18 protein-coding genes are annotated in these 24571 nt (G+C 73.9%); 3 read left to right on the top strand and 15 right to left on the bottom strand.

The window, feature by feature from the left end:
• The 3 genes from FRZ03_RS21555 to FRZ03_RS21545 form a co-directional block, all read right to left on the bottom strand.
• Positions 1 to 2186 (bottom strand): CDP-glycerol glycerophosphotransferase family protein (locus tag FRZ03_RS21555; protein WP_146466794.1); only part of this gene is annotated, 2186 nt, incomplete at its 3' end.
• A gap of 179 nt (positions 2187 to 2365) precedes the next feature.
• Complete coding sequence (locus tag FRZ03_RS21550) at positions 2366 to 3172, bottom strand: ABC transporter ATP-binding protein (RefSeq protein WP_186785550.1); 807 nt, start codon at positions 3170 to 3172, stop codon at positions 2366 to 2368.
• Between the two features lie 85 nt (positions 3173 to 3257).
• Complete coding sequence (locus tag FRZ03_RS21545) at positions 3258 to 4169, bottom strand: ABC transporter permease (protein ID WP_146466793.1); 912 nt, start codon at positions 4167 to 4169, stop codon at positions 3258 to 3260.
• Between the two features lie 208 nt (positions 4170 to 4377).
• Here FRZ03_RS21545 and FRZ03_RS21540 point away from each other — a divergent pair, with 208 nt between their 5' ends.
• Positions 4378 to 5016 carry a TetR/AcrR family transcriptional regulator gene (locus FRZ03_RS21540; RefSeq protein ID WP_146466792.1) on the top strand — a complete coding sequence of 213 codons (639 nt, stop codon included), beginning with the start codon at positions 4378 to 4380 and terminating at the stop codon, positions 5014 to 5016.
• Here FRZ03_RS21540 and FRZ03_RS21535 read toward each other — a convergent pair.
• From FRZ03_RS21535 to FRZ03_RS21520, 4 genes are all read right to left on the bottom strand, one after another.
• Positions 4988 to 5947 carry an ADP-ribosylglycohydrolase family protein gene (locus tag FRZ03_RS21535; RefSeq protein WP_146466791.1) on the bottom strand — a complete coding sequence of 320 codons (960 nt, stop codon included), beginning with the start codon at positions 5945 to 5947 and terminating at the stop codon, positions 4988 to 4990. The genes FRZ03_RS21540 and FRZ03_RS21535 overlap by 29 nt on opposite strands.
• A gap of 416 nt (positions 5948 to 6363) precedes the next feature.
• Entirely contained in the window at positions 6364 to 7359 is a 996-nt protein-coding gene (gene galE / locus FRZ03_RS21530; protein WP_146466790.1) for a UDP-glucose 4-epimerase GalE, read from the bottom strand.
• A 78-nt stretch (positions 7360 to 7437) separates the two neighbouring features.
• On the bottom strand, positions 7438 to 9084 hold the full coding sequence (locus tag FRZ03_RS21525) for a glycosyltransferase family 2 protein (protein ID WP_146466789.1): 1647 nt from the start codon (positions 9082 to 9084) through the stop codon (positions 7438 to 7440).
• Between the two features lie 44 nt (positions 9085 to 9128).
• Positions 9129 to 10400, bottom strand: coding sequence for a glycosyltransferase 87 family protein (locus tag FRZ03_RS21520; protein WP_146466788.1), 1272 nt, complete (start codon positions 10398 to 10400; stop codon positions 9129 to 9131).
• Positions 10401 to 10581: 181 nt separating this feature from the next.
• Here FRZ03_RS21520 and FRZ03_RS21515 point away from each other — a divergent pair, with 181 nt between their 5' ends.
• Positions 10582 to 11292 (top strand): hypothetical protein, encoded by a 711-nt coding sequence (locus tag FRZ03_RS21515; RefSeq protein WP_146466787.1) that lies wholly within the window; start codon positions 10582 to 10584, stop codon positions 11290 to 11292.
• Here the strand turns inward: FRZ03_RS21515 and FRZ03_RS21510 are convergent.
• Entirely contained in the window at positions 11240 to 11722 is a 483-nt protein-coding gene (locus tag FRZ03_RS21510; RefSeq protein WP_146466786.1) for a MarR family winged helix-turn-helix transcriptional regulator, read from the bottom strand. The genes FRZ03_RS21515 and FRZ03_RS21510 overlap by 53 nt on opposite strands.
• A 109-nt stretch (positions 11723 to 11831) precedes the next feature.
• Here FRZ03_RS21510 and FRZ03_RS21505 point away from each other — a divergent pair, with 109 nt between their 5' ends.
• Positions 11832 to 12245, top strand: a complete 414-nt coding sequence (locus FRZ03_RS21505; protein ID WP_070022683.1) for an organic hydroperoxide resistance protein — start codon at positions 11832 to 11834, stop codon at positions 12243 to 12245.
• Here FRZ03_RS21505 and FRZ03_RS21500 read toward each other — a convergent pair.
• The 7 genes from FRZ03_RS21500 to FRZ03_RS21470 form a co-directional block, all read right to left on the bottom strand.
• Positions 12194 to 14470 carry a bifunctional glycosyltransferase/CDP-glycerol:glycerophosphate glycerophosphotransferase gene (locus FRZ03_RS21500; protein ID WP_146466785.1) on the bottom strand — a complete coding sequence of 759 codons (2277 nt, stop codon included), beginning with the start codon at positions 14468 to 14470 and terminating at the stop codon, positions 12194 to 12196. The two genes, FRZ03_RS21505 and FRZ03_RS21500, sit on opposite strands and share 52 nt — an antisense overlap.
• Positions 14452 to 16674 carry a bifunctional glycosyltransferase/CDP-glycerol:glycerophosphate glycerophosphotransferase gene (locus FRZ03_RS21495; protein WP_146466784.1) on the bottom strand — a complete coding sequence of 741 codons (2223 nt, stop codon included), beginning with the start codon at positions 16672 to 16674 and terminating at the stop codon, positions 14452 to 14454. The genes FRZ03_RS21500 and FRZ03_RS21495 overlap by 19 nt, the downstream gene beginning before the upstream one ends.
• A gap of 115 nt (positions 16675 to 16789) precedes the next feature.
• On the bottom strand, positions 16790 to 19030 hold the full coding sequence (locus FRZ03_RS21490; protein ID WP_146466783.1) for a bifunctional glycosyltransferase/CDP-glycerol:glycerophosphate glycerophosphotransferase: 2241 nt from the start codon (positions 19028 to 19030) through the stop codon (positions 16790 to 16792).
• A gap of 158 nt (positions 19031 to 19188) precedes the next feature.
• Positions 19189 to 20091 (bottom strand): carbohydrate ABC transporter permease, encoded by a 903-nt coding sequence (locus tag FRZ03_RS21485; RefSeq protein WP_146466782.1) that lies wholly within the window; start codon positions 20089 to 20091, stop codon positions 19189 to 19191.
• Positions 20088 to 21431: a carbohydrate ABC transporter permease gene (locus FRZ03_RS21480; protein WP_186785549.1), complete on the bottom strand. Its 1344-nt coding sequence runs from the start codon at positions 21429 to 21431 to the stop codon at positions 20088 to 20090. Before FRZ03_RS21480 ends, FRZ03_RS21485 begins: the two co-directional genes overlap by 4 nt.
• A gap of 7 nt (positions 21432 to 21438) precedes the next feature.
• A complete protein-coding gene (locus tag FRZ03_RS21475; RefSeq protein WP_146466781.1) occupies positions 21439 to 22830 on the bottom strand; it encodes an ABC transporter substrate-binding protein in 1392 nt (463 codons plus the stop codon).
• A 164-nt stretch (positions 22831 to 22994) separates the two neighbouring features.
• Positions 22995 to 24571, bottom strand: a 1577-nt coding sequence (locus tag FRZ03_RS21470; RefSeq protein WP_261399287.1) for an FtsK/SpoIIIE domain-containing protein, incomplete at its 5' end; no start/stop codon positions are given.

Raw genomic sequence — 24571 nt, 5'->3', positions numbered from 1 at the left:
GCCTCCTCGGGGGTCGGGGCGGGGGTGCGGTCCTCGATCGGCAGCACCGGTGGCAGTGCCTCCTCCGGCTCGCCCAGGAAGACCCGCCGGACGACCCGCTCGGCGGCGCGGCCGTCGTCGTACTCGCAGAACCGGCGCCGGAAGGCGGTCCGGGCCTTGGCCGCGCTGTCGTCGCGCCAGGCGCCGGAGCGGAAGATCTCCGTCAGCTCCTCCTGGGTGCGGGCGACCTGCCCGGGATGCTCGGTCATCAGGTCGAAGTAGACGCCGCGGGTGGTGCGGTAGGTCTCCCAGTCGTCGGCGTAGACGACGATCGGGCGGTCCAGGTTGGCGTAGTCGAACATGATCGACGAGTAGTCCGTGACCAGCGCGTCGGCGGCCAGGCACAACTCCTCGACCGGGTCGTAGGAGGAGACGTCGATGAGCCGGCCGCTGCGGCGCAGACCGGTCAGCGGGGAGGTGGCGCCGCCGTAGAAGTAGTGGGCGCGCACCAGCAGGACCGTGTCCTCGCCGAGCCGGTCGGCGAGTTCGGCGAGGTCCAGGCGCGGGGTGAAGCCGGCCTCGTAGTCGCGGTGGGTGGGGGCGTAGAGCACGGCCGTCTTGCCGGGCGCGATGCCGAGCCGTTCGCGGGCCGCGCGCACCGCGGCGGCGTCGCTGGTGTAGAAGACGTCGTTGCGCGGATAGCCGTAGTCCAGCGAGGTGTAGCGGGCCGGGTAGGCGCGTTCCCACATCCGGGTGGAGTGGCTGTTGGCGCTGACGCTGTAGTCCCAGCGGTCGATGCGGGCCAGCAACGCGGCGAAGTCCAGGCCCTTGGCGGCGGCCGGGTGCTCGATCTGGTCCAGGCCCATGCGCTTGAGCGGGGTGCCGTGGTGGGTCTGGAGGTGGATCGCGTCGGGCCGCTTGACCACCGCGTTGGGGAAGTTGACGTTGTTGACGAGGTACTTGGCGGTGGCCAGCACCTCCCAGTAGCGGCGGGTGCCGGGGACCACGTGGTCGGTGCCGGGCGGCAGCAGGGCCGTGTTGTCCTTGGACACCACCCACACCGGGTGGATGTGCGGGGCGAGTTCGGCCAGCTTGGCGGCGATGGCGGCCGGGTTGCAGGCCACCCCGCGCTCCCAGTAGGCCGCGAACACCGCGAGGTGGGGATCGACGGGCCGGCTCAGGGCGCGGCGGTACTGCTGGTCGCGGAGCTTGGCGCCGACCTGGCGCTTGCGGGTGCGCACGGCCTTGCGCGCGGCGCGCCGGGTGCGGTTGGCGGCCTGGAACGCGCGGTACTTGGTGTACGCGCCCTCCTCCAGCAGCGCGTGCCGCACGCCCTCCACGCCCGACGGGCGCTCGTAGCGCTCGGGGCGCCAGCGGACCGCGGCCAGGGAGGCGCGGCGGAAGAACTCGCGGGCCACCGCGTCGGGCAGGTTCTCGCCGGCGAAGGTGCGCACCAGGTCGCGCATCATCAGGTCGTAGAGCACCACGCGGGGGGCGCGGCGGTCCTTGGCGAGCGGCATCAGCGCCTCGTAGCGCTCGATCAGCCCGTAGCGGTCCTCGGGGACCAGCGGCGGCAGGCTTTCGGGCCGCAACTCGCGGTTCTCGTACGCCACTTGGTTCAGGCAGGCGACGCGGCCCGCGTGCAGCAGGGCGGCGCGGGCGGCGAGGGGCTCGTCGTCGGTGGCGAGCTGTCGCTCGTGCGCCTGCCAGAACTCCCGGCGCAGGGCGCGGTTGCCGAGCAGCGGGGTGAGCCGCAGCAGGTCGGCGGCCTCGTCCAAGGGCAGGGCGGCGCGGCCCACGGCGGCCAGGAAGCGGCCGTCGCGCGAGGGGCGGGCGGCGCTCTGCCAGGTGGTGGTGAGGTGGTCGAGCAGGAGGACGTCGACGGAGTCGTCCAGCTCGGCGGCGCGCTCGGCGATCAGCCGGGGCGCGCCGGCGGGCAGGCCGTCCTTGGCGTGCACGAAGTGCAGCCAGCGGCCGGACGCGCGGGCGGCGCCGGCGGACCGGGCCTCGGCGTCACCGGTGTCGTCCGGGAGCGGGACGACGATCGTCTCGGGGGCGTGGCCCGCGGCGGTCTCCCGTGCCCAGTCGCCGACCGCGGCGACGATGATCTCGGCGTCGGACAGGGGATGCGCTTCGAGAGTGTCGAGCAACTCCGTCAGATGCCCCTGCGCGTTGGGTCCGTAGACGATGACGCTGAGTTGGGGCATCGCGGAGGACTCCTTCGGCTCGTCGGTGGAGGGTCACCCTTCATAACATACTGTCACTAAGAGGATGAATGGGATGACCACGTTCGGGGTAAGAGCAAGGCCCGACTGGTGAGAGCGACCTGCCGGGCTCATGGTTTCACTCCGCGTCGCTTTTACGTGGTGACATGTTTCATGGTGCGTTACGCGGCCTTCTTCTGTGCGGGCTTCTTCCCCGTCTTGTCCGACTTGTCACCGGTGAAGGCCTCGTACTCCTTCATGACCTCCTCGGTGGGGCCGTCCATGCGCAGCTCGCCGCGCTCCAGCCACAGTGTGCGCTCACAGGTGTCGCGGATCGACTTGTTGTTGTGGCTGACCAGGAAGACGGTGCCCGCCTTCTCGCGCAGCTCGCGGATCCTGTCCTCCGAGCGCACCTGGAACCTGCGGTCACCGGTGGCCAGGGCCTCGTCGATGAGCAGCACGTCGTGGTCCTTGGCGGCGGCGATGGAGAAGCGCAGCCGGGCGGCCATGCCGGAGGAATAGGTCCGCATCGGAAGGGTGATGAAGTCGCCCTTCTCGTTGATCCCGGAGAAGTCGACGATGTCCTGGTAGCGCTCCTTGACCTGCTCGCGGGACATGCCCATGGCGAGGCCGCCGAGGTAGACGTTGCGCTCGCCGGTGAGGTCGTTCATCAGGGCCGCGTTGACGCCCAGCAGGGAGGGCTGGCCGTTGGTGTAGATGTGGCCGCTCTCCACCGGCAGCAGGCCGGCGACGGCCTTGAGCAGGGTGGACTTGCCGGAGCCGTTGGTGCCGATCAGGCCGATCGCCTCACCCTTGTAGGCGATGAACGACACCTTCTTCACGGCGTGCACCCGGCGCACGCCGGCCGCCTTCTCGGTCTGCTCGCGGCGCAGGATGCGGTTGAGGGCGGCGGTGGCGGAGCCGCGGCCGGCGCCCGTGCCGTTGACCCGGTAGACGATGTCGACGCTGTCGGCGACGACGGTCGGGATCCGGTCGGCGGGCGCGGCGGGCGTGGTGTACGCGGTCCGCCCGTACCCCTCGGGGTCCCCGTTCAGCTGGGTGTGCTCGTTGTGCTCAGCCACGGCCGTACGTCTCCTCAGCCTTCCAGAAGTAGATGAAGCCGCCGATGCCGGCGAGCAGGGCCCAGCCGGTGGCCGCCGCCCACACGTGCGGGGGCAGCTGCTTGGCGTGGAAGCTGTCGATCAGCGCGAACCGCATGAGGTCGATGTAGACCGCGGCCGGGTTGGTCTCCAGCGCGACGGTGACCAGGTGCGGCAGGTGGTCCTTCGCGGTGAGCTTGTCGATGCTCCACATGACGCCGGACACGTACATCCAGGTGCGCAGGATGAACGGCATCAGCTGGGCGATGTCCGGGGTCTTGGCGCCCATCCGCGCCATGATCATCGCCATGCCGGCGTTGAAGGTGAACTGCAGGACGAGCGCGGGGATCACCAGCAGCCAGGAGGCGGAGACCGGCACGCCGAAGCAGAGCAGGATGACGACCAGCGCCGCCATCGAGAACAGCAGCTGCTGGAGCTGCTGGAGGCAGAAGGAGATCGGCAGGGCGGCGCGCGGGAAGTGCAGGGCGCGCACCAGGCCGAGGTTGCCGGAGATCGCCCGGGTGCCGACCTGGATCGAGCTCTGCGTGAACGTCCACACGAACACGCCGGTGACCAGGAACGGGACGTAGTCCGGTACGCCGCGCTTGGTGCCGAGCAGCACACCGAAGATGAAGTAGTAGACCGCCGCGTTCAGCAGCGGGGTCATGACCTGCCAGACCTGGCCGAGCTTCGCCTGGCTGTACTGCGCGGTGAGCTTGGCGGTGGCGAAGGCGGTGATGAAGTGGCGCCGGGCCCACAGCTGGCGGATGTACTCCGGCAGGGAGGGGCGGGCGCCGCTGACGGTCAGCCCGTGCCGGGCGGCCAGCGCCTTGAGGTCGTCGGCCGGGGCCTGGGTCGGGGGCGGTGTGTCGAGGACCTGGCTCACATCCGCTGCTTTCGCTCGGGGGGAGGGGGGTGCCACGTCTTCCGGCTGTGGCCGGATCGGTGGCGGGCCGGTCCCGTCGTCCGGCGTTTCCTTACGGTTCTCTTCACATTCTCTTACGTCGGGACGGGACCGTATCGTCGCAACGTGAGCGTAGAACCAAGTGACGTCGCAACGCAACCGTTTCGTCGTAACGCCCTATGCTGGAGTCATGACCACGAACGCCGCCGAGCCCGCCGACGAATCGCCGACGCGTGCGCGCCGCCGGGCCCCTGCCGGGGCCGCGGTGCTGCGTGAGGATGTGACCGAGGCCATCCGGGCGGCGGTCTTCGAGGAGCTGGCCGCGGTCGGCTACGCCCGCATGAGCATCGAGGGGATCGCGCGGCGGGCCGGCGTCGGCAAGACGGCGGTGTACCGGCGCTGGCGCTCGAAGCTCCACCTGGTCCTCGACGTGGTCTCCGCGATGGCGGTGCTGGGCCTGCCGGTGCCGGACACCGGCTCCCTGGAGGGCGACCTGCGGCTGCTCTACGAGGTGACCTCCCGCGCCCTGCGCCACCCCGTCGCCTCGCAGGTCATCCCCGACCTCCAGGCCGAGGCGGCCCGCAACCCCGACATCGCCGAGGCCTTCCAGAAGGCACTGCGGGACGGCCAGGAGAGTGTGGCCAGCAAGATCGTCGCGGCGGCGGCGGAACGCGGCGAGGTGAGCCCCGGGCTCGATCCCGACCTCGTCCTCGACCTCATCTCCGGGCCCCTGTACTGGCGCGCGGTCGTCATCCGCTCCCCGAAGCCGCCGAAGGGGTACCTGGACCGGCTGGCGCGGGCTACTGCGGGGGCGCTGAAGGCGCTGTGAGCCGGCGGGCCAGGGCGGTCAGCTCCGGGGCGCGCAGTTCCCGCCCGCCGAAGCCGGGCAGCGGGACGCGCAGGGCGCCGGTCCACCGCTCGGGCACGGCGCCGATCCCGTACACGGCGCCCGCCAGCGCCCCGGTGACCGCGGCCACGGTGTCCGTGTCACCGCCCAGGTCGACGGCCGCGCGGACCGCCGCCTCGTAGGACGCCGTGGTGCGCAGCGCCCAGACCGCCGAGCCGAGGCAGGGCCAGACCGCGCCGTTGAACTCGGTGGCGAGGTCCGGGTGCCAGTCGGGGGCGAGCACGACGGCGTACCGCGCGCGGTGGTCCGGGAGCAGGGCCGCCAGCGCGTCGGGTACGGCGTCCAGCGGGTCCCCGCCCGCCAGTGCGACCCGGACCAGTTCGTGCAGCACGGCCGTGCCCTCGCCGGCGGCCGGGTCGCCGTGGGTGAGGGCGGACAGGCGGCGGGCGGCGTCCAGGGTGGCGGCGCGGCCGTACCGGGCGAAGAACACGGCCGAGGGCGCGGCGCGCATCAGGGCGCCGTTGCCGGCGGCCCGCTGGTTCACCCGGAAGTGCCGGGTGGCGGCGGTGTCCCACGGGTCCCCGCCGGTCAGCACCGCCTCCGTCTGCAACCCGATGTCCTTCGGGCCGGCCGCGGCCCAGCGCCGGAAGCGGCGGAAGACGTCGGGGAGGTCCAGGCCGCCGTGCGCCAGCAGCGACTCGGCGACGAGCACGGCCATCTGCGTGTCGTCGGTGGCCTCCCCGGGCTCCCAGCCACCGCCGCCGCACATCTCGTCGGCGCGCCCCGGGACCGGGAACCGCGCCGAGAAGGCGCCTTCGGGCCCGAACTCGAAGGGCGCGCCCAGGGCATCCCCGACGGCGGACCCGACGACGGCACCGACGGCTCGGTCGACGGGGGAGGGGGACGGGGGCATGGGCGCAGGTTACCGGGACGGCCGGGCCCTGGGGCGGGAGTCGGTTCGGTTCGAGCCGGTTCGGTTCGGGGGGCCACACGGCGGCTCGGCTGCGGGGCCCTGCGGACGGCCCGGCCCGTGACAGGGGCCGGGCATGCCGGGAATCCGCCCCCCGCGGCGGCGTCAGCCCCGCGGCGGGCGCACGGTGCCTGTGGCGGAAGGCGGCCCCGTGCCGGAAATCGGCCCCCATGGGGGACACGGGTCCGGGTCGAGAGTGGGCTCCCGTGGCGGGAGCCCACCGGGGGCTGGGCCCCTGGCGGGAGTCGGCCCCCATGGGGGTCCGTGCCGAGAGCCGGGTCCCGTGGGGCGGGCCCCGGAGGCGACTGGGCACTGGCGGGAGGCGCCCCCGGGGGAAGGGCTCCGTGGCGGAAAGCGGTTCAGTCCTTCAGCATCTCGTCGCGCACCGGGATCCAGGCCAGGGCCGAGCGGATGCCCTCCTCCAGGGACAGCTTCGGCGTCCAGCCGAGCAGTTTCGCGGCGCGGTCGCTCGTGGTGTAGCCGCCGGCGACGTCGCCCGGGCGGGGGTCGGTGTCGATCGTCTTCAGGGGCGTGCTGACGACGCTGTTGAACGCGGCGCACAGCTCGCGGACCGTGGTGCCGGACCCGGTGCCCAGGTTGATCGCGATCGACGGCGCCGACGCGGTGAGGACGGAGTCGAAGCGTTCGATCGCCGCGACGTGGGCCGCGGCGAGGTCCCAGACGTGCACGTAGTCCCGGATGCCCGTGCCGTCGCGCGTCGGGTAGTTCACGCCGGTGACCGCGAACGCCGTGCCCTCCTGGTGGGCCTCGATCAGCTTGCCCAGCGCGTGACTGGGCCGCTTCAGCTGGAGACCGGTGCGCAGCAGGGGGTCGGAGCCGACCGGGTTGAAGTACCGCAGGGACAGCACCCGCAGCTGCCCGGCCGCGGCGATGTCGGCGAACATCCCCTCGCACACCGCCTTGGTCCGCGCATAGGGGCTCTGCGGCGCCAGCGGCGACTCCTCGGTGACGGGGGAGCCGTCCTCGGCCCGGTAGATGGAGGCCGAGCTGCTGAAGATGAGCCGGTCGCAGCCGTTGCGGTGCAGGTGGCGGACGAACTCCAGGCTCTTGGTGACGTTCGCCTCGTAGTAGCCGATCGGGTCCGCCACCGACTCCGGCACCACGATCAGCGCCGCGCAGTGCACCACGGCGGAGATGTCCGGGTGCTCCGCGAAGATCCGGTCGACCAGGGCGCCGTCCGCGATGTCACCCTCGTAGAAGATCCGCCCGTCGGTGAACTCGGCGCGGCCGCGCACGAGGTTGTCGAGGATCACCGGGGTGATGCCCGCGTCCAGACAGGCCGACGCCACGGTGCTTCCGATGTAACCGGCTCCACCGGCGATAAGGACAGACACGATGTTTCTCTTCCCGGCCTCGTTCCAGACCCAGTAGTTCCAGACCCAGTGGTTCGCGATGCGGCAGCAGGGGCCGTCTCAGTGAAGCAGGCGCCGCAGCCGGTTGCGCAGCACCTGGGTGACGCCCCGGACGCCCGTCGCCACGCGCAGCGCCAGCGCGCCGGAGTGCGTCGCGTACGGCTGCACCAGCAGGACGCCGTGCCGCACGCTCACGACGGCGCGACGGCGCAGCCGGCCGGCGCCCGCGCGGGCGTGCGCCGTGACCTCCCGTTCCGCGCCGTCCGCGAAGCGCACCGTCAGCCGAAGGTCCCAGGTGCCCGCGCCGAGCGCGCCCAGGTGGACGGGCAGCTCGGCCGACCAGAGGTCCGTGCCCGCGGGCGCGAGGGCGGCCGTCGCGTGCCCCCGGACCCGGTCGTCGTTGCGGGACGCCCAGTGCACGTCCAGCTCCCGGGGGCCGGCCTCGGCGACCCTGCCGTACAGCTCGTGCAGCCGCAGCGTCAGGGGCGCGGCGCCCGCTTGGGGGCGCAGTTCCGCGTCCAGCGCGAGCGGCAGCGCCCGGGTGGGGCTGGTCAGGAACGGGGTCAGGGCGAGCTGCGGGAGGTCCTCGGACCAGACCGGCACCCCGTCCGGGGTGCGGGCGTACGGCGGGAGCAGCCGGGCCGGACGGGCGGCCAGGTCCCGTATCCGGGGCAGGTCGCGCGGCTCCGGGGACTCCAGGATCAGCCGGCCCAGCAGCCGGCCGGGCGCGGCCGGGTTCAGCTCCCAGTCGGCGGCGTCGTAGCGCGCGAGGTGTTCGCGGGTGTGCGTCCACCACGCGCGCCGGTACTGCGCGTCGCGCAACCCCAGCTCGCGCGCGTACATCCGCACCTCGTGCTCCAGGAACTTGGCCCGGGCCGCCCGCGCCAGCTCCTTCTGACCGGCGCCGAGCAGGATGTCGTACGCCAGCGTGCACGCCCGCGTGCGCGCCTTCCAGTTGTCGATGTGCTCCCGGTCGAGGGAGAGCGACAGCCGCTCGGCCGACCGGCGCACGTGCCACACGTACACCCGGTCCGGCACCAGCGCGATGCGCGGGGCGGCGGCCAGCACCCGCGCGGTGAAGACGAAGTCCTCGTAGAGGAACCGGCCTTCGGGGAAGCGGATGCCGTGCTCGCGCAGGAAGTCGGTGCGGTACAGCTTGTTGACGCACAGCGTGTCGTGGACCAGTCGGGGGCGCTGTGCGGGGCGCGCGAGAACGGCGTGCGCCGTGTAGAGGGTGTCCTGCCAGAGCTGTTCGCGCCCCGAGGGCAGCTCCCGGCGCACACACAGCCCGCTCGCCACCTCGGCGTGCGCCCCTGTGGCCGCCGTCAGCAGCGCGTCCACCGCGCCCGGCGGCAGCACGTCGTCGCTGTCCAGGAACATCACGTACGGCGCCGTCACCGCGTCGATGCCGGTGTTGCGCGGGCTGCCGCAGCCGCCGCTGTTCTCATCCCGGCGGACCACCCGCAGCCGGGGATCGTCGGCGGCCAGCCGGTCGAGGAGTTCGGCGCTGCCGTCCGTGGAGCAGTCGTCGACCGCCACCACCTCCGCGACCGAGGGGCCCTGCGCGAGCGCCGAACGCACCGCGTCGGCCACGTGCGCACGGTCGTTGTAGCCGATCACGACGACACCGACCTGGGCCGGCCGGCGCGCCTCGGCGTGCTCTGGGGTCTGGGTGTTCTCTGGCGGGTCAGACGAGTCTGGAAGCATGGGGTCCACGAGCCGGGAGCGTAGAAATGTTCGGTAATACCCGGTTAAGAGGGGGTTAGTGCTCGCTCCGGAAGACGGTCGGAATCCGGGTGGGGTTCCGTCGTTTGCCCGCTCTTTGCCGCGGACGGTCCACAGGCGCGCCACAGCCGCAGGAAAGACAGTAGCGCGGCGGCCGTCAGCAGTCCGTTGCGGCCCAGCATCAGCAGGCATCCGGTCCAGCTGCCCGCGATCACCTCCCCGTAGCACAGCGGATACACAACCGTACTCAATGCGGAGGCCGCGAGGACCAGTACGGCCACCGGACGCTGACCGGTCCGCCGTGAGGTCAGGCACACGGCGGCGAGCCCGAGCAGCCAGACCATGTACTGCGGGCTGATGACCCTGCTGGTCACCGTGAACAGCAGCACCGCGCACAGCGCCGCGTCGTACGGCGTCGCCTCGTTCCAGTGCCGCGCCCGCAGCCGCCACAGCACCAGCAGCCCGAACGCGGCGGCCGTCAGCGCGAGCGAGCCGGCGGCGACGACGGACACGTACGGACCCACCAACTCGATGGCCCCGTACTGGTAATGGGGCCGGCCGGACCAGCCCGCGTGCCGGGCGAGGTTGAGCGCCGTACCGCCGAGCGACTCGATCTGCACGCCGCGCCCGCCCTGTTCGGCAAGGAAGGACAGCGGATGCCGCAACGACAGGGAGAGCAGCCCCAGTACGACCGTCCCGGCGCCCGCCGCCCACGCCCATGCCGTCCGTGTCGGCCCGCCCCTGGGGGTGCCGAGCAGCACCAGCGCGGGCCAGCCCTTCACCAGCGCGCCGAGCGCCCCGAGCACGCCGCCCGCGCGCGGGGAGCGTGCCGCCGTCAGCAGGGAGAGCACGGCGAGGGCGGTGACCTGCACGTCGTACCGGGCCAGCGGCAGGTGCAGCAGCAGCGGCAGACCGCCCGTCCACAGGGCCGCGCCGAGCAGGCTCCGGCCGTCCCGGCGGCCCGCGCGCACCAGCGCCCCCGCGATCAGCGCGTCCGCCGCCAGCGTCAGCCCCACGAACGCCTGGAAATACGTCAGCCCCGGTACCAGGCCCGGGAGCAGCAGCACCGCGCCCGCGCCCGGCGGGTACTGCCACAGCGGGTCGTGCGTCGGGAACGTGCCCTGCGCGAGCACCCCGTACCAGTGGACGTACAGCCGCCACACCTCTCGCGCCACCGAACCCCCGCCGAGCAGCGGAGAACCGTCGTGCGCGAGCAGCCACAGCATCAGGGCGCGGGTGGCGAGCCAGACGGTGGCGAGCACGGGGACCGGACCGGGGGTGACACGGAGGCGGTTCATCGCGTTGGAGCCTAAGTCGGGTGGATGGCGTATCGGCGGCGATACACCGTAAACACCTCGGAAATGTTGTCTCATCACCAAAGATCGGGCCGTGGTGAACGTCGGGCTCCCTGGGGAAATTCGTGCAGCGCCGTCGCGGAAACCGCCACGGGCACCGGTGCCGGGCCGGCGCGGTGCCGTGGTGGGCGCGCCGGTGCTGGCGATGCTGGTGTCGCTGTCCGCGCCGCCGCTGTACGTCGACCGGTACGTGCTGTATGCGCTCGCGGGGGCGCCGCTGGTGGTCGCCGGCGGGGCGGAGCGGGTGATGGCGCGGCCGGCCGGCGGCGGTCGGCCGGACGGTCGCGCCCGGCCGCGCCCGCCGTCCGGTGCCGTCACCCTCCTCGGTCTGCTCGCCGTCGCCCTCGTCCTCCTCCAGCAGTTCCCCGTGCTGCGGCAGGACCGTGACCCGGCCCGTCGTCCCGACGACCTCGCGGCGGTCGCGCGGGCGGCCGCCCGCCGGGTGCGGGCCGGGGACGCGGTGCTCTACCTGCCGGGGTCCGTGCGGAACACGGCGCTCGCCTATCCCGGGGCGTTCCGCGGGACGCGGGACCTGGCGCTGGCCGCGCCCGCCGACGTGTCGGGCACGTTGTACGGGGTGACGGCCCCGGCCGGGGAGGTGCGGCGGCGGCTGGGCGGGGTCGCGCGGGTGTGGGTGGTGGCCGACCGGGCCGTGGCGGCGGGGCGGTGGACGCCGAGGGGCCCCGCCGAGCGGGCCGAACTGGCCGCGCTCCGACAGGAGTTCAGGGTGGCCGACGAGGCCGTGCGGGGACGGTACGTCGTACGGCTCTATGTGCGGACCGTCAGTCCCCGGGGCGGGCCTGAGCCGTCGCCGCCGCGTCCAGCGCGCCGGTGAGCCGGTCGAGGCGGCTGCGCAGATCGGCGATCTCCGCCAGGTCGAACCCGGTCGAGCGCATGATGCGGCGCGGCACCTCCAGCGCCCGCTCGCGCAGCCGCGTGCCCTCCTCGGTGAGGTGCACCCGCACCGAGCGCTCGTCCTCCGCGCTGCGCTCCCGGCGCACCAGACCCGCCGCCTCCAGCCGCTTGACCAGCGGGGACAGCGTCCCGGAGTCGAGCCGCAGCTGTTCGCCGAGCTTCTTGACCGGCAGGTCGCCCTGCTCCCACAGCACCAGCATCACCAGGTACTGCGGATAGGTGAGGCCGAGGTCCTTGAGGACCACGCGGTAGACGCCGTTGAAGGCGCGGGAGGCGGCGTGCAGGGCGAAGCAGATCTGGCGGTCCAGGCGGAGCCAGTCCGCCTCGGTGTCGGCGGGGGAAGCGGTCATGCGACCAGGGTAGCCTGGGCCCGGGCCATTTAATTGTGCACAACTTAGTTGTGTGATTCACTTGTGCTCGCAAGGGAAACACGCAGGACATCGAGAGGGATGGTTCGTCATGGACGCGCTCTACACCGCCGTCGCCACCGCCACCCACGGCCGTGAGGGCCGTGCCGTGACCTCCGACGGGAAGGTCGACGTCAAGCTGGCCCCGCCGGTGGAGCTGGGCGGCAACGGCGAGGGCACCAACCCCGAGCAGCTCTTCGCCGCCGGGTACGCCGCCTGCTTCGGCGGCGCCCTCGGACTCGTCGGCCGCAAGGCCAAGGTGGACGTCTCGGACGCCGCCGTGACCGCCGAGGTCGGCATCGGCAAGCAGGGCGAGGGCTTCGGCCTGAAGGTCACCCTGCGCGTCGAGCTGCCCGACACCGTGGACCGCGAGACCGGCAGCCGGCTCGTCGAGGCCGCCCACCAGGTCTGCCCCTACTCCAACGCCACCCGCGGCAACATCGAGGTCGACCTCGTCGTCGAGTAGGCCGCGGCCCCTCCGGCCGCCCTCACGCCGACGCCGGCGCGTCCCGCCCGGCCGTCGGCCGACCCGGCGGCCGGACCGGCCGGCATCGGCTCGCCCAGCAGCAGGGTGCGCACGACCCGCTCGGCGGCCCGGCCGTCCTCGAACTCGCAGTAGCGGGAGCGGAAGGCGGCCCGCAGTCGCGCCGACTCCTCGTCCCGCCAGCGGCCCGAGGCGAACAGCCGGGCCAACTCCCGGTAGGAGTAGGCGACATGGCCGGGCGGCTCGGCGGTGATGTCGATGTAGGCGCCCCGGCTCGCACGGAAGGCGGGCCAGTCGTCGGCGAGCAGCGCGATCGGCCGGTCCAGGTTGGCGTAGTCGAACATCACGGACGAGTAGTCGGTGACCAGCGCGTCCGCCGCCAGCAGGACGTCCGGCAGGTGCGGCTCGTCCGTCGCGTCGAGCACGACACCGCGCCGGGCCGGCTCGGTCAGGCCCATGCCCCGTGCGGGACCGGCGGCCAGCGAGGGGTGCAGCCGGACCACCAGGGTGTGGCCCTCGCCGAGGTCGGCCGCGAACCGGGCCACGTCGATCCGGTCCACGTGCCCGTCCCCGCGGTAGTCCCGCCGGGTCGGCGCGTACAGCACCACCGTGTGGTCGTCGGGGATGCCGTGCCGGCGCCGGAAGTCGCCGGGGCCGCCGGCGACCAGCACGTCGTTGCGCGGACTGCCGGTGCGGGCCGAGGCGAAGCGGCAGGGGTAGGCCCGCTCGTACACCAGCTCGGAGTGGCGGCCGGCGACCAGGCTGTGGTCCCAGCGGTCGGCGCTGCGCAGCAGCCGCGGCACGTCGACACCGAGCCGGGCGCCCGGCTTGTCCAGCAGATCGGCGCCCAGATACTTCAGCGGCGTGCCCTGGTGGGTGTGGATGTACACGCTGCCGGGCCGCCCGGCCGGGGCCGCGGGCCACGGGACGTCGTTGACGAGGAACGCGGCCCGCGCCATGACCTCCGCGCAGCGGCGGGTGCCCGCGAGCACGCGCTCCACGTCCGGTGGCAGCAGCGCGGCCGTCCCGGCGTCCCGCACCACCCACACCCCGCGCAGCTGCGGGGCGATCCGCCGGGCCGCGTGGTAGACGGCCGCCGGGTCGCCCAGCAGGCCCCGGTGCCCGGACGCCGAGTACACCACCAGGTGCGGGTCGGGGGAGCGGCGGGCGTGCAGGCAGGCCCAGCCGGTGCGGGCGCGGCCGGCCGCCGCCTGTCGCGCCGACTCCGCCAGCCGGGCCGCCCCGTGGCCGGCCCGCGCCGCCTGCCGCCGCAGCCGGTAGGCCGCCCAGGTGCCCTCCAGCACGGCGACCTCGCCGTCCACCCGCGCGCCCCGCGGCTTCAGCCGGCGGAACAGCTCGGCCGTGCGCCGGAAGAACTCGGGCCGGTCGGCGGGCGGCAGCCGGTCCGGCTCGGCCAGGATGCCCAGGCAGTGCTCGCCCATCTTCCGGTGCAGGTACGGCCGCCAGTGCGCGAGCCGGGGCCGCGCGTCCAGGAACGCGAAGACCCGCTCGTACTGCCCGTGCACGTCGAAGTGCTCGCGGCCGGTGGCGGGCAGGGGGCCGCCCTGCCTGCGCTGCCGGTGGTTCAGGCAGATCCGGTCCAGCGCGGCGATCCGCCGGGCGCTGAGCATCACCGGGAACGTCCAGGGGATGTCCTCGTGGCAGCCCGGTGGGAACTCGAAGCCCTCCGCCGCCACGAACTCCCGGCGGTAGACCTTGTTCCCGACCACCATCGGCAGGTCCAGGATCCGCGGGTACCCGGCCGCCGTGAAGGTGTCCGGACCGGCCCCCGCGAGCACCTCGGCCGGCGCGTCGCGCCGGGTGCCGCCCCACCCGTGGGTGCGCACGTGGTCGTACCCGAGCACGTCCGGGTCGCCGGTCTCCGCCAGCCGGTCGGCGACGGCCCGCAGCGCGCCCGGGGTGAGGGTGTCGTCGCCGTCCAGGAAGAGCAGGTGGTCGCCGCCGGCGTGCGCCAGACCTGCGTTGCGGGCGCGGCCGAGGCCCACGTTCTCCGGCAGGTGCAGCACCCGCACGCGGGGGTCGCGGGCGGCGTACTCGTCCAGGATCGCGCCGCAGCCGTCCGGTGAGCGGTCGTCCACGGCGATCACCTCGATGTCCCGGTACGACTGCGCGAGCACCGAGTCCAGGCACTCGGGCAGATACGCCTGCACCCGGTGGCAGGGCACGATCACGCTGAAGCGGGGCACGGTCGGCTCCTCACGAGGGCCGCGGCGGCGGGGGCGGGGACGCGCTCGGCGAGCGGGAGCACCGGGGGGATCGCCTCCGGCGGCTCGCCGAGCAGCACCCGCCGGACGACGCGTTCGGCGGCCCGGCCGTCGTCGAACTCGCAGAAGCGCGCGCGGAACCGGGCCCGCAGCGCCGCCGACCCGGCGCCCGCGTACGAGCCGTCGCGGAAGACGGCGGCCAGTTCCCCGGGGGTGCGGGCGACCGGCCCGGGCGGCTCGGCCGGCAGGTCGAAGTACACGCCGCGGGTGCGCCGGTAGACGTCCCAGTCGTCGGCGTACACGACGATCGGCCGGTCCAGGTTGGCGTAGTCGAACATGATCGACGAGTAGTCCGTGACCAGCACGTCCGCGGCCAGGCACACGTCCTCGGCGCAGCGGTGCGCGGTGACGTCGATGATCCGGTCCGAGTGCCGGGCGCCGCCTTGGTCGTAGAAGTAGTGGGCGCGCAGCAGGACCACGACGTCCTCGCCGGCCGCCGCGCAGAACGCCTCCAGGTCCAGGCCCGGTTCGAAGCCGGCGTGGTGGTCGCGGTGGGTGGGCGCGTAGAGCACGGCGAGCCGGCCCTCGGGGACGCCCAGCTCCCGCCTGACCCGGGCCACGTCGTCGGCGGTCGCGGTGTAGTAGACGTCGTTGCGCGGATAGCCGTACTCCAGCGCCTCCCAGGAGCCGGGGAAGGCGCGCTCCCACGTCCGCGTGGAGTGGCGGTTGGCGGACAGGTTGAAGTCCCAGCGGTCGACCCGGCCGAGCAGCCGGGTGAAGCTGCCGGACCGCGCGGCCACCACGGGGTACGCCGACTGGTCCACGCCCATCGTCTTCAGCGGCGTGCCGTGCTGGGTCTGCAGGTGCACGCTGCCGGGCCGCTTGACCACGCGCTCGGCGAAGTTGGCGTTGTTGACCAGATAGGTGGCGCGGGCCAGCAGCTCCCAGGCGCGGGGCGAGCCGAGCACCGCGTACTCCACGTCCTTCGGCAGGGTGTGTTCCCGGCCGGCCTCGACCAGGAACACCGACCGGATGTGCGGGGCGAGTTCGCGGGCCTTGGCGTGGATCGCGGCCGGGTTGCAGGCGTAGCCGCGGCCCCAGTAGGCGCAGTACACGGCCAGGTTCGGATCGAGGGGGCGGCACAGGGCGGCGCGGTAGCGCAGCCGGGTGCGCACCGCGTGCGGGCGGGGCAGGGTCCCGGCGGCCCTGCCGGTCAGCCGGTCGGCCTCGCACAGCGCGCGGAACGCGTCGTAGGCGCCCACTGCCAGCAGCCGGTGCCGGACCCCCAGGCTGCCGCGCGGCATCCGGTGCCCGGCCGGCCGGAACCGCCGGTACAGGCGGGCCGCGCGGCGGAAGAACGCCCGGTGTCCCGAGGGCAGCCGCTCCGGCCGGGACGCGGTCCCCAGCACCACCGCGAACAGCTGGTCGAAGAGGGGCCCGGTGCGCTCGGCGGGCAGGGCGCGCCCGGCCGCCCGGTCCAGCACCAGCTCCACCTGGTCCAGCAGGGCGTGCTGTCCTTCCCCGGGCAGGTCGAGCCGGCTGCCCTGGCGGCGCAGCCGGTGCCGTACGACCACCCGGCGCAGCACCGCGATCCGCTCCGCGGCGAGCGAGGTCAGCCCGCCCCAGCCGACATCGGTGAAGTGGCCGTCCGGGAAGGCCAGCCGGTGCTCGGCGAGGAAGGCGCGGCGGTACACCGCGCTCCAGGCCGGCAGCCGGACGCCGGTCAGGTGCGGCAGCTCGGCGGGGGCGAAGGCGCCCTCGGGGGCGCGGGCGAGCAGCGGCGCGACCGGGTTGGCCGGCTCCCCCTCCCACCAGGGGGCGCGTTCGTGCTCCGCGTACAGCACGTCCACCCCGTCGGTCTCCGCCAGCCGGGCGTCCAGGGCCGCGAGCGCGCCCGGCAGCAGCAGGTCGTCGCCGTCCAGGAAGAGCAGATAGGTGCCGCTCGCCGCCCGCACCCCGGCGTTGCGCGCCCCGCCGAGCCCGGCCGACGGCGGTGAGTGGACCGGGGCCACCCGGGGGTCCCGCCCGGCGTACCCGGCGGCCACCTCGGCGGCCGGGGCGTCGGGTCCGTCGCAGACCGGGATCAGCTCCAGGTCGCCGAAGGACTGGCCGAGGACCGAGTCCAGGGCCTGGGACAGCCGGCCGGCGACCCCGTGGGAGGGGACGATGATGCTGAAGCGGGGCATTCTGCTCTTTCCGTGGTCTTGCGGACGCGGCCGGGCCGCCCCGCGGGACGCCGGGTGGACGGCCGGCTCGGGGCGGGCCGCGTCGAGCCGGGAGGCATGGGAACTCCCGGTCGGATCAATGGTGTTCGGCCGATTCGGTGACGGGACGCGGGCCCTTGGGGCGCGGCACGGTGGCCAACGCGGACCGGGTCGCGGCCGCGGCGGCCGACGGCACCGGCCGCCGCTCGGCGGGCGGCACCACCGGCGCCGGGTCGGTCCGCCCCAGCACCACGTGCCGTACCACCCGCTCGGCGGCGCGCCCGTCGTCCCACGGGCAGAACCGCTCCCGGAACGCGGCCCGCAGCAGCGCGGCCCGCGCGCCGTTCCAGTCGCCGCCGGTGAAGACGTCGGCCAGCCCCTCCTCGTCCCAGCCCGCCTCGCCCGGCGGCACGGCCCGCAGGTCGAGATAGGCGCCGTGGACGGTCTCGTACGCCGCCCGGTCCCCGGTGTGCAGCACGATCGGCCGGTCCAGCGCCGCGTACTCGAAGACGAGCGGCGCGTGGTCGGTGAGCAGCGCGTCCGAGGCGAGGCACAGCTCCTGGACGCAGGCGTGCGCGGAGACGTCGACGACCCGGGGGCCCTCGACCGGCACGTCCCCGGGGACGCGGGCCAGCAGCACGAAGCGCGGGCCGAGCCGGTGCGCGAGCAGCGCCAGGTCCAGCGGCGACTGCTGGGTGCGGCGGTGCGCGCGGCGGGCGGGCGCGTAGAGGATCGCGACGGCACCCGAGGGGATGCCCAGCCGGGCGCGCAGCCGGGCCACGTCCTCCCGGGTGGCGCGCTGGAAGACGTCGGTGCGCGGGCTGCCGTACTCCAGGGCGGTGTAGCGGCCCGGGTAGACGCGCTCCCAGGTCAGGGTGGAGTGCCGGTTGCCGGAGAGCACGTGGTCCCACTGGTCGACGTCCCGCAGCAGCGCCTCGAAGTCCGTGCCGCGGGCCGCCGCCGGGCGTTCCTGGAGGTCCAGGCCGGTGTGCGCGAGGGGGGTGCCCTCCAGGGTGCGGACGAGGACCTGACCCGGCCGCTTGCGCAGTCCGTGGGTGAGGAGGTCGTCGCCGACCAGGTAGGTGGCGCGGGCCAGCGCCGTCCAGTGGGCGGCCGTGCCGGGGGCGAGGCGGCGCGCGCCGGACGGCAGCGGGCCCCGGTAGGAGGGATCGGCGAGCCAGGCGGTGCGCACGTGCGGGGCGTACCGCCCGAACGCCTCCTCCAGTGCGGCCGGGTCGCCGCCGTACCCGCCCCCGGCGGCGAACACCGCCCGGTCGGGGCGGAGCGGCAGACGCCGCTGGATCCGGTAGTGCAGCGCGAGCGCGCCGGAGCGCACGGCGCGCGCCAGTCCGGTCAGGGTGCGCTGCGCGCGCCTGTGGGCGGCCGCGGCCAGCAGGAGCGCCCGGAAGGTGCGGTGCAGCCCGAACCGGATCAGGACGTGCCGCCGCCGCAGCCGGGTCCCCGGCACCCGGTAGCGGTGGTGGTGGGCGCGGGCCCGGCGCAGGTACTCCCCGTGGCTGCCGCGCGGCAGCCGGTCCCGCCGGGTGAACACCACTCCGTAGTGGTCGATCATCCGGCGGAACAACTCCGGCTTCCAGCACGCGAGTTCCGGGTGGTCGGCGACATAGGCGAAGACCCGCTCGTACTGGTCGAACAGATCGAAGTGCCCCCGGCTGGTGGTGGACAGGATGTTGCCCCGGCGGCGCTGCCGGTAGTGCACGCACACCCGGTCCAGGGTCGCGATCGACCCGGCCGTCATCAGCACCGGGAAGGTCCAGGGGGTGTCCTCGTAGTAGCCCGGCGGGAACGCGAAGCCCCGCTCGGTCACGAACTCCCGCCGGTATGCCTTGTTCCAGGCCACCATCAGCACCCGGAGCAGCCCCGGCCGGTCGGCGAGCGGGAAGGGCGCCGGGCCCCGCTCGGTCAGCTCGTCCCGGAGGTGGTTGCGCACCCGCCGGCCGTCCCAGTACGTGCGCTCGTAGTCGTACACCAGCACGTCCGGGCCGCCGGTCGCCTCGATCCGGTCCGCGACGGCCCGCAGAGCGCCCGGGGTGAGGGTGTCGTCGCCGTCCAGGAAGACGAGGTAGTCGCCGCTCGCCTCGGCCATGCCCGCGTTCCTGGCCCGACCGAGCCCCCGGTTCTCGGGCAGGTGCACCGGCTTCACCCGGGGGTCGCGGGCCGCGTACTCGTCGATGATCGCCCCGCACGCGTCCGGCGAACGGTCGTCCACGGCGATCAGTTCGAGATCCGTGTACGACTGCGAGAGCACCGAGTCCAGGCACGCGGAGAGATACGCCTGGACCTGGTACGCGGGGACGATGACACTGAACCTGGGCACGGGACATCCATGGGTGGTCGGCGCGGGGCGTTGTGCCCGGCAACGGCCGATGGAGTGAATTGGTTACGTCCCGTACGGCATTCGGGGGACACCGGGTGAACGGCGAGGAGCGGGCCCCCTTCCCGGGCCCGCCCCCCTCAATCCGCTCTGACCGGGCGCTACTTGACCGCGCCCGCCATCACGCCGGAGACGAACTGCCGCTGGAAGGCGAAGAACACGGCCAGCGGGATCACCATGGAGATGAACGCGCCGGGCGCCAGCACGTCGATGTTGTTGCCGAACTGGCGTACCTGCGTCTGCAGCGCGACCGTGATCGGCTGGGTGCCGGACTTGGTGAACACCAGCGCCACCAGCATGTCGTTCCACACCCACAGGAACTGGAAGATGCCGAGGCTGGCGATGGCCGGCCCGCCGAGCGGCATCACCACCCGCGCGAACAGCCGCAGCTCACCGGCGCCGTCGAGGCGGGCCGCCTCCAGCAGTTCGCGCGGGATCTCCGCGAAGAAGTTCCGCAGCAGGAACACCGCGAACGGCAGACCGAAGCCGGTGTGGAACAGCACCACCCCGAGGATCGACCCGAACAGGCCGATCTTCCCGAACAGTTCGGCGATCGGGATGAGGGCCACCTGCACCGGCACCACCAGCAGCCCGACCACGCCGAGGAACCACCAGTCCCGGCCCGGGAACTCCAGCCACGCGAACGCGTATCCGGCGAGCGAGCCGATGATCACGACCAGGACCGTCGCCGGGACCGTGATCAGCACCGTGTTCAGCAGGGAGTGGGTGATGTCGCCGTTCTCCAGCAGCCTGCGGTAGCTGTCGAAGGTCAGCTGGGAGGGCTTGGTGAACACCGTCCACCAGCCGCTCGCGCTCATGTCGTCGGGCGAGCGCAGCGAGGAGATCAGCAGCCCGATGGTCGGCACCAGCCAGAACAGGCCGACGAGGACGAGGAAGACGCGGACGGCCCCGCCGCTCAGCCGCTCCGTGATCCTCGCGCCGAGCGAGGGCCGGGCCCGGACGGCGGGCGCCGGTGCGCGCACCTCGGTGGCGGTCGCCGTCATCGCCGTACCTCCCGCCGCAGCCGCCGGACGTTGAACAGCATCACCGGGATCACCAGCAGCAGCAGGAGCACCGCGATCGCGCTCGCGACGCCCGGCTGGCCCTCCGCGAAGCCCCTGCGGTACAGCTCCAGGGCGAGCACGTCGGCGTCGTCCTGGGAGGAGCCGGGGGCGATGATGTAGACGAGGTCGAACACCTTCAGCACATTGATCATCAGGGTGACGGTGACGACCGCGAGGACCGGTGCCAGCAGCGGCACGGTGACCCGGCGGAACACCTGCCACTCGTTGGCGCCGTCCACCCGCGCGGCCTCCAGCAGTTCCCGTGGCACGCCCGCGAGTCCGGCCGCGATCAGCACCATCGCGAAGCCCGCCCACATCCAGACGTACGAGCCGATGATCGCCGGGGTGACCAGCGCCGGGCCCAGCCACTGCACCCCGTTGTACGGCTCCCGGAAGTTGGCGGCCGGCAGCCGCAGCCGGGCCCCGTCCGCCGCCGCGGGCAGTGTGAAGGTGCCGTCGCCGGCCGCCTTCGCCGAGGCCACCACCTTGCCGTCCTTCACCGCCTCGATCCGCATCCCCGGATAGCCCAGCTCGCCCGGGTCGGGCGCGCCGAGCCGGCCGACGCCCTTGCCACGGGTGAAGTCCTGCCAGGTGGTGCCGGTCACCTTGCCCGGCTCCGCCTTCGCGCCCGCCGCCCGCTTCGCGCCGTCCGGCATCTTGTCGGGGGCGACGCCCACGAGCGGCAGGGCGACCGGCCGCCCGGCGTGCACCACGGACTTGGTGACGAAGCCGCCGCCCTCGGCCACCAGCGGTGACCGGCGGCCCGGGTGCGCCATGGGGAAGGCCGAGGACTGCGCGAAGCTGTCGTGCACCGACACCCACACCGCGTTGGCGACGCCCTTGCCGGGGTCCTGGTCGTACACCAGCCGGAAGATGATCCCGGCCGCGAGCATCGAGATCGCCATCGGCATGAAGACGACCAGCTTGAACGCCGTTCCCCAGCGCACCCGTTCGGTCAGCACCGCGAAGATCAGCCCGAGCGCGGTGGACACGGTGGGCGCGAACACCACCCAGATGACGTTGTTCTTCAGCGCCGTGAGGATGCCGTCGTCGGTGAAGACCGTCCGGTAGTTGTCGAAACCGGCGAAGCCGTGCCCCGAGTTCGTACCGAAACTGCGGACGACCGAGTACCCGATCGGGTAGACCACGAGCGCGCCCAGCAGCACCAGCGCGGGCAGCAGGAACAGCACTGCCACGGTCTTGCGGGTGCCGGTCACGCTCTTGCGGGGGCGGGACGCGGCGGGACCCGGTGGGGCCCCGGCCGCCGCTGCCGACGCCATCGCCGGATCAGCTCCCGCTTCCGTACGCGGCCGCCGCGTCCTTCTCCAGCGCGGCCTGGGCACCCGCCACGTCGCCGGGGTTCCTCAGGAAGTCCTGGAGGTCCTTCCACTCGCCCTTGCCCGGGGTGCCGCCGAACGCCTGCGGCGCCTGGTCGGACATGTCGAAGCGGAAGTCGTCGCCGGACGCGAGCAGCGCCTTGGCGATCTTCTGCTGGACGCTGTTCGGGTACGCCGAGATCGGCACGTTCTTGTTCGGCGAGAGGTAGCCGCCCAGTTTCGCCTGGATCGTCGCCGCGTCCGGGGAGGCGAGGAAGGTCATCAGGGCCTGCGCCGCCTTGGAGTCCTTCAGGACCACCGCCGCGTCGCCGCCGGAGACCACGGGCGCGGCCGAGCCGACGGCCGGGAACGGGAACACCTTGGCGTCCGTGCCCACCTTCGCCTTGGTCTCACCGATGTTGACCTGCGCGAAGTCGCCCTCGTAGACCATCGCCGCCTTCGGCTGGTCGCCGCCGGTGAAGGTCTGGGTGACCGAGTTGGGGAACTCCGTCTGGAGCGCGCCCTTCTGGCCGCCGGCCAGGTAGTCCTTCTTCCCCCAGATCTGCGCGAGCGTCTGCAGCGCCTGCTTCACCGAGGGGTCGGTCCACTTGATCTTGTGCTGGGCGAGCTGGTCGTACTTCTCCGGCCCCGCCTGCGACAGGTAGACGTTCTCGAACCAGTCCGTCAGCGGCCAGCCGTCCGCGCCCGGCACCGAGAAGGGCGTGACCCCGGAGTCGTACACCGCCCGCGCCGTGGTCAGCAGGTCCTTCCAGGTGGCGGGCTCCTTGGCGCCCGCGTTCTCGAAGACCTTGGCGTTGTACCAGACCAGCGACTTGTTGGCGGCCTTGTAGTAGATGCCGTACTGCTTGCCGCCGACCTTCCCGATGTCCTGCCAGCCCTGCGAGTAGTTCTTCGCCAGCTCCTTCTCGGCCTCCGGCCCGACCGGCTTGGCCCACCCCTTGTCCACGGCCTGCTTGATCGCGCCGGGCTGCGGCAGCAGCGCCACGTCCGGCGGCTGCCCGCCCGCGATCTTGGAACCGAGGAAGTTGATGATCGGGTCCTGGGCGGGCACGAAGGTGACCTTGGCGCCGGTGCGCCGCTCGAACTCGGCGAGCACCTTCTTGAAGTTCGCCTGCTCCTGCCCGGTCCACACGGCGGCGATCTCCAGCTGCGCGCCGTCCAGTCTGGGCAAGGAGACCGTGCCCTTGGCGGGCGCCGAACTCCCGCCTGCCTTGCCACCCTTGGCGCCGCCGTCGTCCTTCTCCCCGCCGGAGCAGGCGCTGAGCGCGAGGCCCCCCGCGAGCAGGGCGGCGAGCACGGTGGTGGCCCTGCCGGCCCGGATGGTGCTGCTCTTGCTGCGCATCACTTCCCCGTTCGTCGTTCTCCGTTGAACATCGTTGAACGTCAGAACACTGTCCGTGCGGTCCGGTGTACGCCGGGCCGCTCGGGCTGGGCAAGAGCGCCTACGGCACTGCGCGGGTGATCGTGACCGGCTCGTGACCGTGGCTGTATGCGCCTTCCGGCCGCCTACAGCAGGGAGGGCACCCGGGAGGCCGAGACCTGACGGGCGGCGCGCTCCACGGCGCTGGCCAGGAGGGCCAAGTCGGTCGGGCCGTTGCCGAGTTCGCGCACCGGCCGGCGGGCCGGCGGATCGCCCATGCGCTGCCAGTCCAGCGGGACGACCGTGGGCCGCTGGGTCGCGGTACGGGGGATGCGGCCGGTCACCCGGCCGCCCTGGAACTCCACCGCCGCACCGTCCGGGTGCGTCAACCGCCCACGGCCGGGCGCCGGTTCGTCGGGGCCCTGCTTGACCGCCGCCAGCGTGACGCGCAGCGCCGCCCGGCGGGCCGGCTCGCTCTCCGCCGTACGGCCCCCCGGAGCCGTCGCCGCGACCAGGTGCACGCCCAGCCGCTCGCCCTCCCGGGCCACCGCCTCCAGGGCCCGCGTCACCGACCCGGCGGCGGGCCGGCCGGGCGCGCCGAGGGCGGGGGAGACCAGCGCGTCCAGGTCGTCCACGACCACCACCAGCCGGGGCAACGGCGGTACCTCCTCGGCGCGTTGCCGGGCGGCCGCGCCCGGTCGCAGCCGCAGCGTGGAGCTGGGCGGCGCCTCGATGTCCCCGGCGCCGGCCGGGGTGCGCTGCGCGACGAGCCGGCCGGAGACCGCGCGCCCCGCGTGCCACTGCGCGAAGTCGGTCCGGCCCAGCAGCTCCGCCCGCCGCTTGAGCTCCGCGCTGAGCGACTGCGCGAACTCCCGCATGCGCACCGGGTCATTGGCGATCAGATGGGTCGTGACGTGGGGTATCTCCACACAGACCCGCAGGCCCTCGGTGCGCCCGCCGCCCGTGCCGACGCCGTCCCGCCCGTCGATGAGCACCATGCCCAGCCGGTCCGGCCGCTCCGCCGCGGCCAGCGAGGCCACCACGGACCGCAGCAGCTCGGTACGGCCGCTGCCGGGCGGCCCCTCGATCAGCAGATGCGGCCCGTCGGCCACCAGGTCCGCGACGACCGGGCCGTGCGGTCCGGCACCGAGCACCGCGCGGGCCCGGCCGCCCAGCGCCTCCGTGTCGTCGGCCGCGTCCGCCCAGCGGGCCATCAGCGAGGCCGGGGTGGCGCGGGCCAGCCCCAGCTCGTCCAGCAGCCGTGCCGAACGCGGCAACGGCGTGGCCACGCGGGCCTGCCCCTCGGCGGCCGGGCCGTCCGGACGCAGCGGCGCCAGCGCCCGCGCGAACCGCTCCGCCCACGCCGGGGACACCGCGTCCACCGTGGCCGGCACCCCCGGCTCCACCGGGCCGCCCGGCGCCACCCGCATCAGCTGGAGGGTGCTCGCCACGTCCCCGCTGAGCAGCGCCACGGCACCGCAGTGCCGGAACGTCGGCGTCACCGCGCAGGCCGCCGCGTACGTCCGCGCCACCGGCGACGCGGCCGAGGCGGCCGGCACCTCCGCCAGGCACACCACGTGCACGCCGACCCGCGGGCCCACCACGGCCAGCCGCGCCAGGTCCTCCTGGAGCGCCGTGCCGCCGGGGTCGCCGTCCACCACCACGACGGTGTAGGGGCCGGGGAAACCGGTCGCCGCGCCCAGTTCGGCGTCGTCCTTGGCCC

Source organism: Streptomyces misionensis, assembly GCF_007896895.1.
GTDB classification, from domain to species: domain Bacteria; phylum Actinomycetota; class Actinomycetes; order Streptomycetales; family Streptomycetaceae; genus Streptomyces; species Streptomyces misionensis_A.
The sequence above is the reverse complement of the archived record's forward strand: the minus strand, read 5'-3'. Positions and strand labels throughout refer to the sequence as shown.

Bases quoted from the DNA above. Each gene is read 5' to 3' on its own strand.
- FRZ03_RS21540 (WP_146466792.1), top strand. From the start codon at position 4,378: ATGACCACGAACGCCGCCGAGCCCGCCGACGAATCGCCGACGCGTGCG.
- FRZ03_RS21535 (WP_146466791.1), bottom strand. From the start codon at position 5,947: ATGCCCCCGTCCCCCTCCCCCGTCGACCGAGCCGTCGGTGCCGTCGTC.
- FRZ03_RS21525 (WP_146466789.1), bottom strand. From the start codon at position 9,084: ATGCTTCCAGACTCGTCTGACCCGCCAGAGAACACCCAGACCCCAGAG.
- FRZ03_RS21520 (WP_146466788.1), bottom strand. From the start codon at position 10,400: ATGAACCGCCTCCGTGTCACCCCCGGTCCGGTCCCCGTGCTCGCCACC.
- FRZ03_RS21510 (WP_146466786.1), bottom strand. From the start codon at position 11,722: ATGACCGCTTCCCCCGCCGACACCGAGGCGGACTGGCTCCGCCTGGAC.
- FRZ03_RS21505 (WP_070022683.1), top strand. From the start codon at position 11,832: ATGGACGCGCTCTACACCGCCGTCGCCACCGCCACCCACGGCCGTGAG.
- FRZ03_RS21495 (WP_146466784.1), bottom strand. From the start codon at position 16,674: ATGCCCCGCTTCAGCATCATCGTCCCCTCCCACGGGGTCGCCGGCCGG.
- FRZ03_RS21485 (WP_146466782.1), bottom strand. From the start codon at position 20,091: ATGACGGCGACCGCCACCGAGGTGCGCGCACCGGCGCCCGCCGTCCGG.
- FRZ03_RS21480 (WP_186785549.1), bottom strand. From the start codon at position 21,431: ATGGCGTCGGCAGCGGCGGCCGGGGCCCCACCGGGTCCCGCCGCGTCC.
- FRZ03_RS21475 (WP_146466781.1), bottom strand. From the start codon at position 22,830: ATGCGCAGCAAGAGCAGCACCATCCGGGCCGGCAGGGCCACCACCGTG.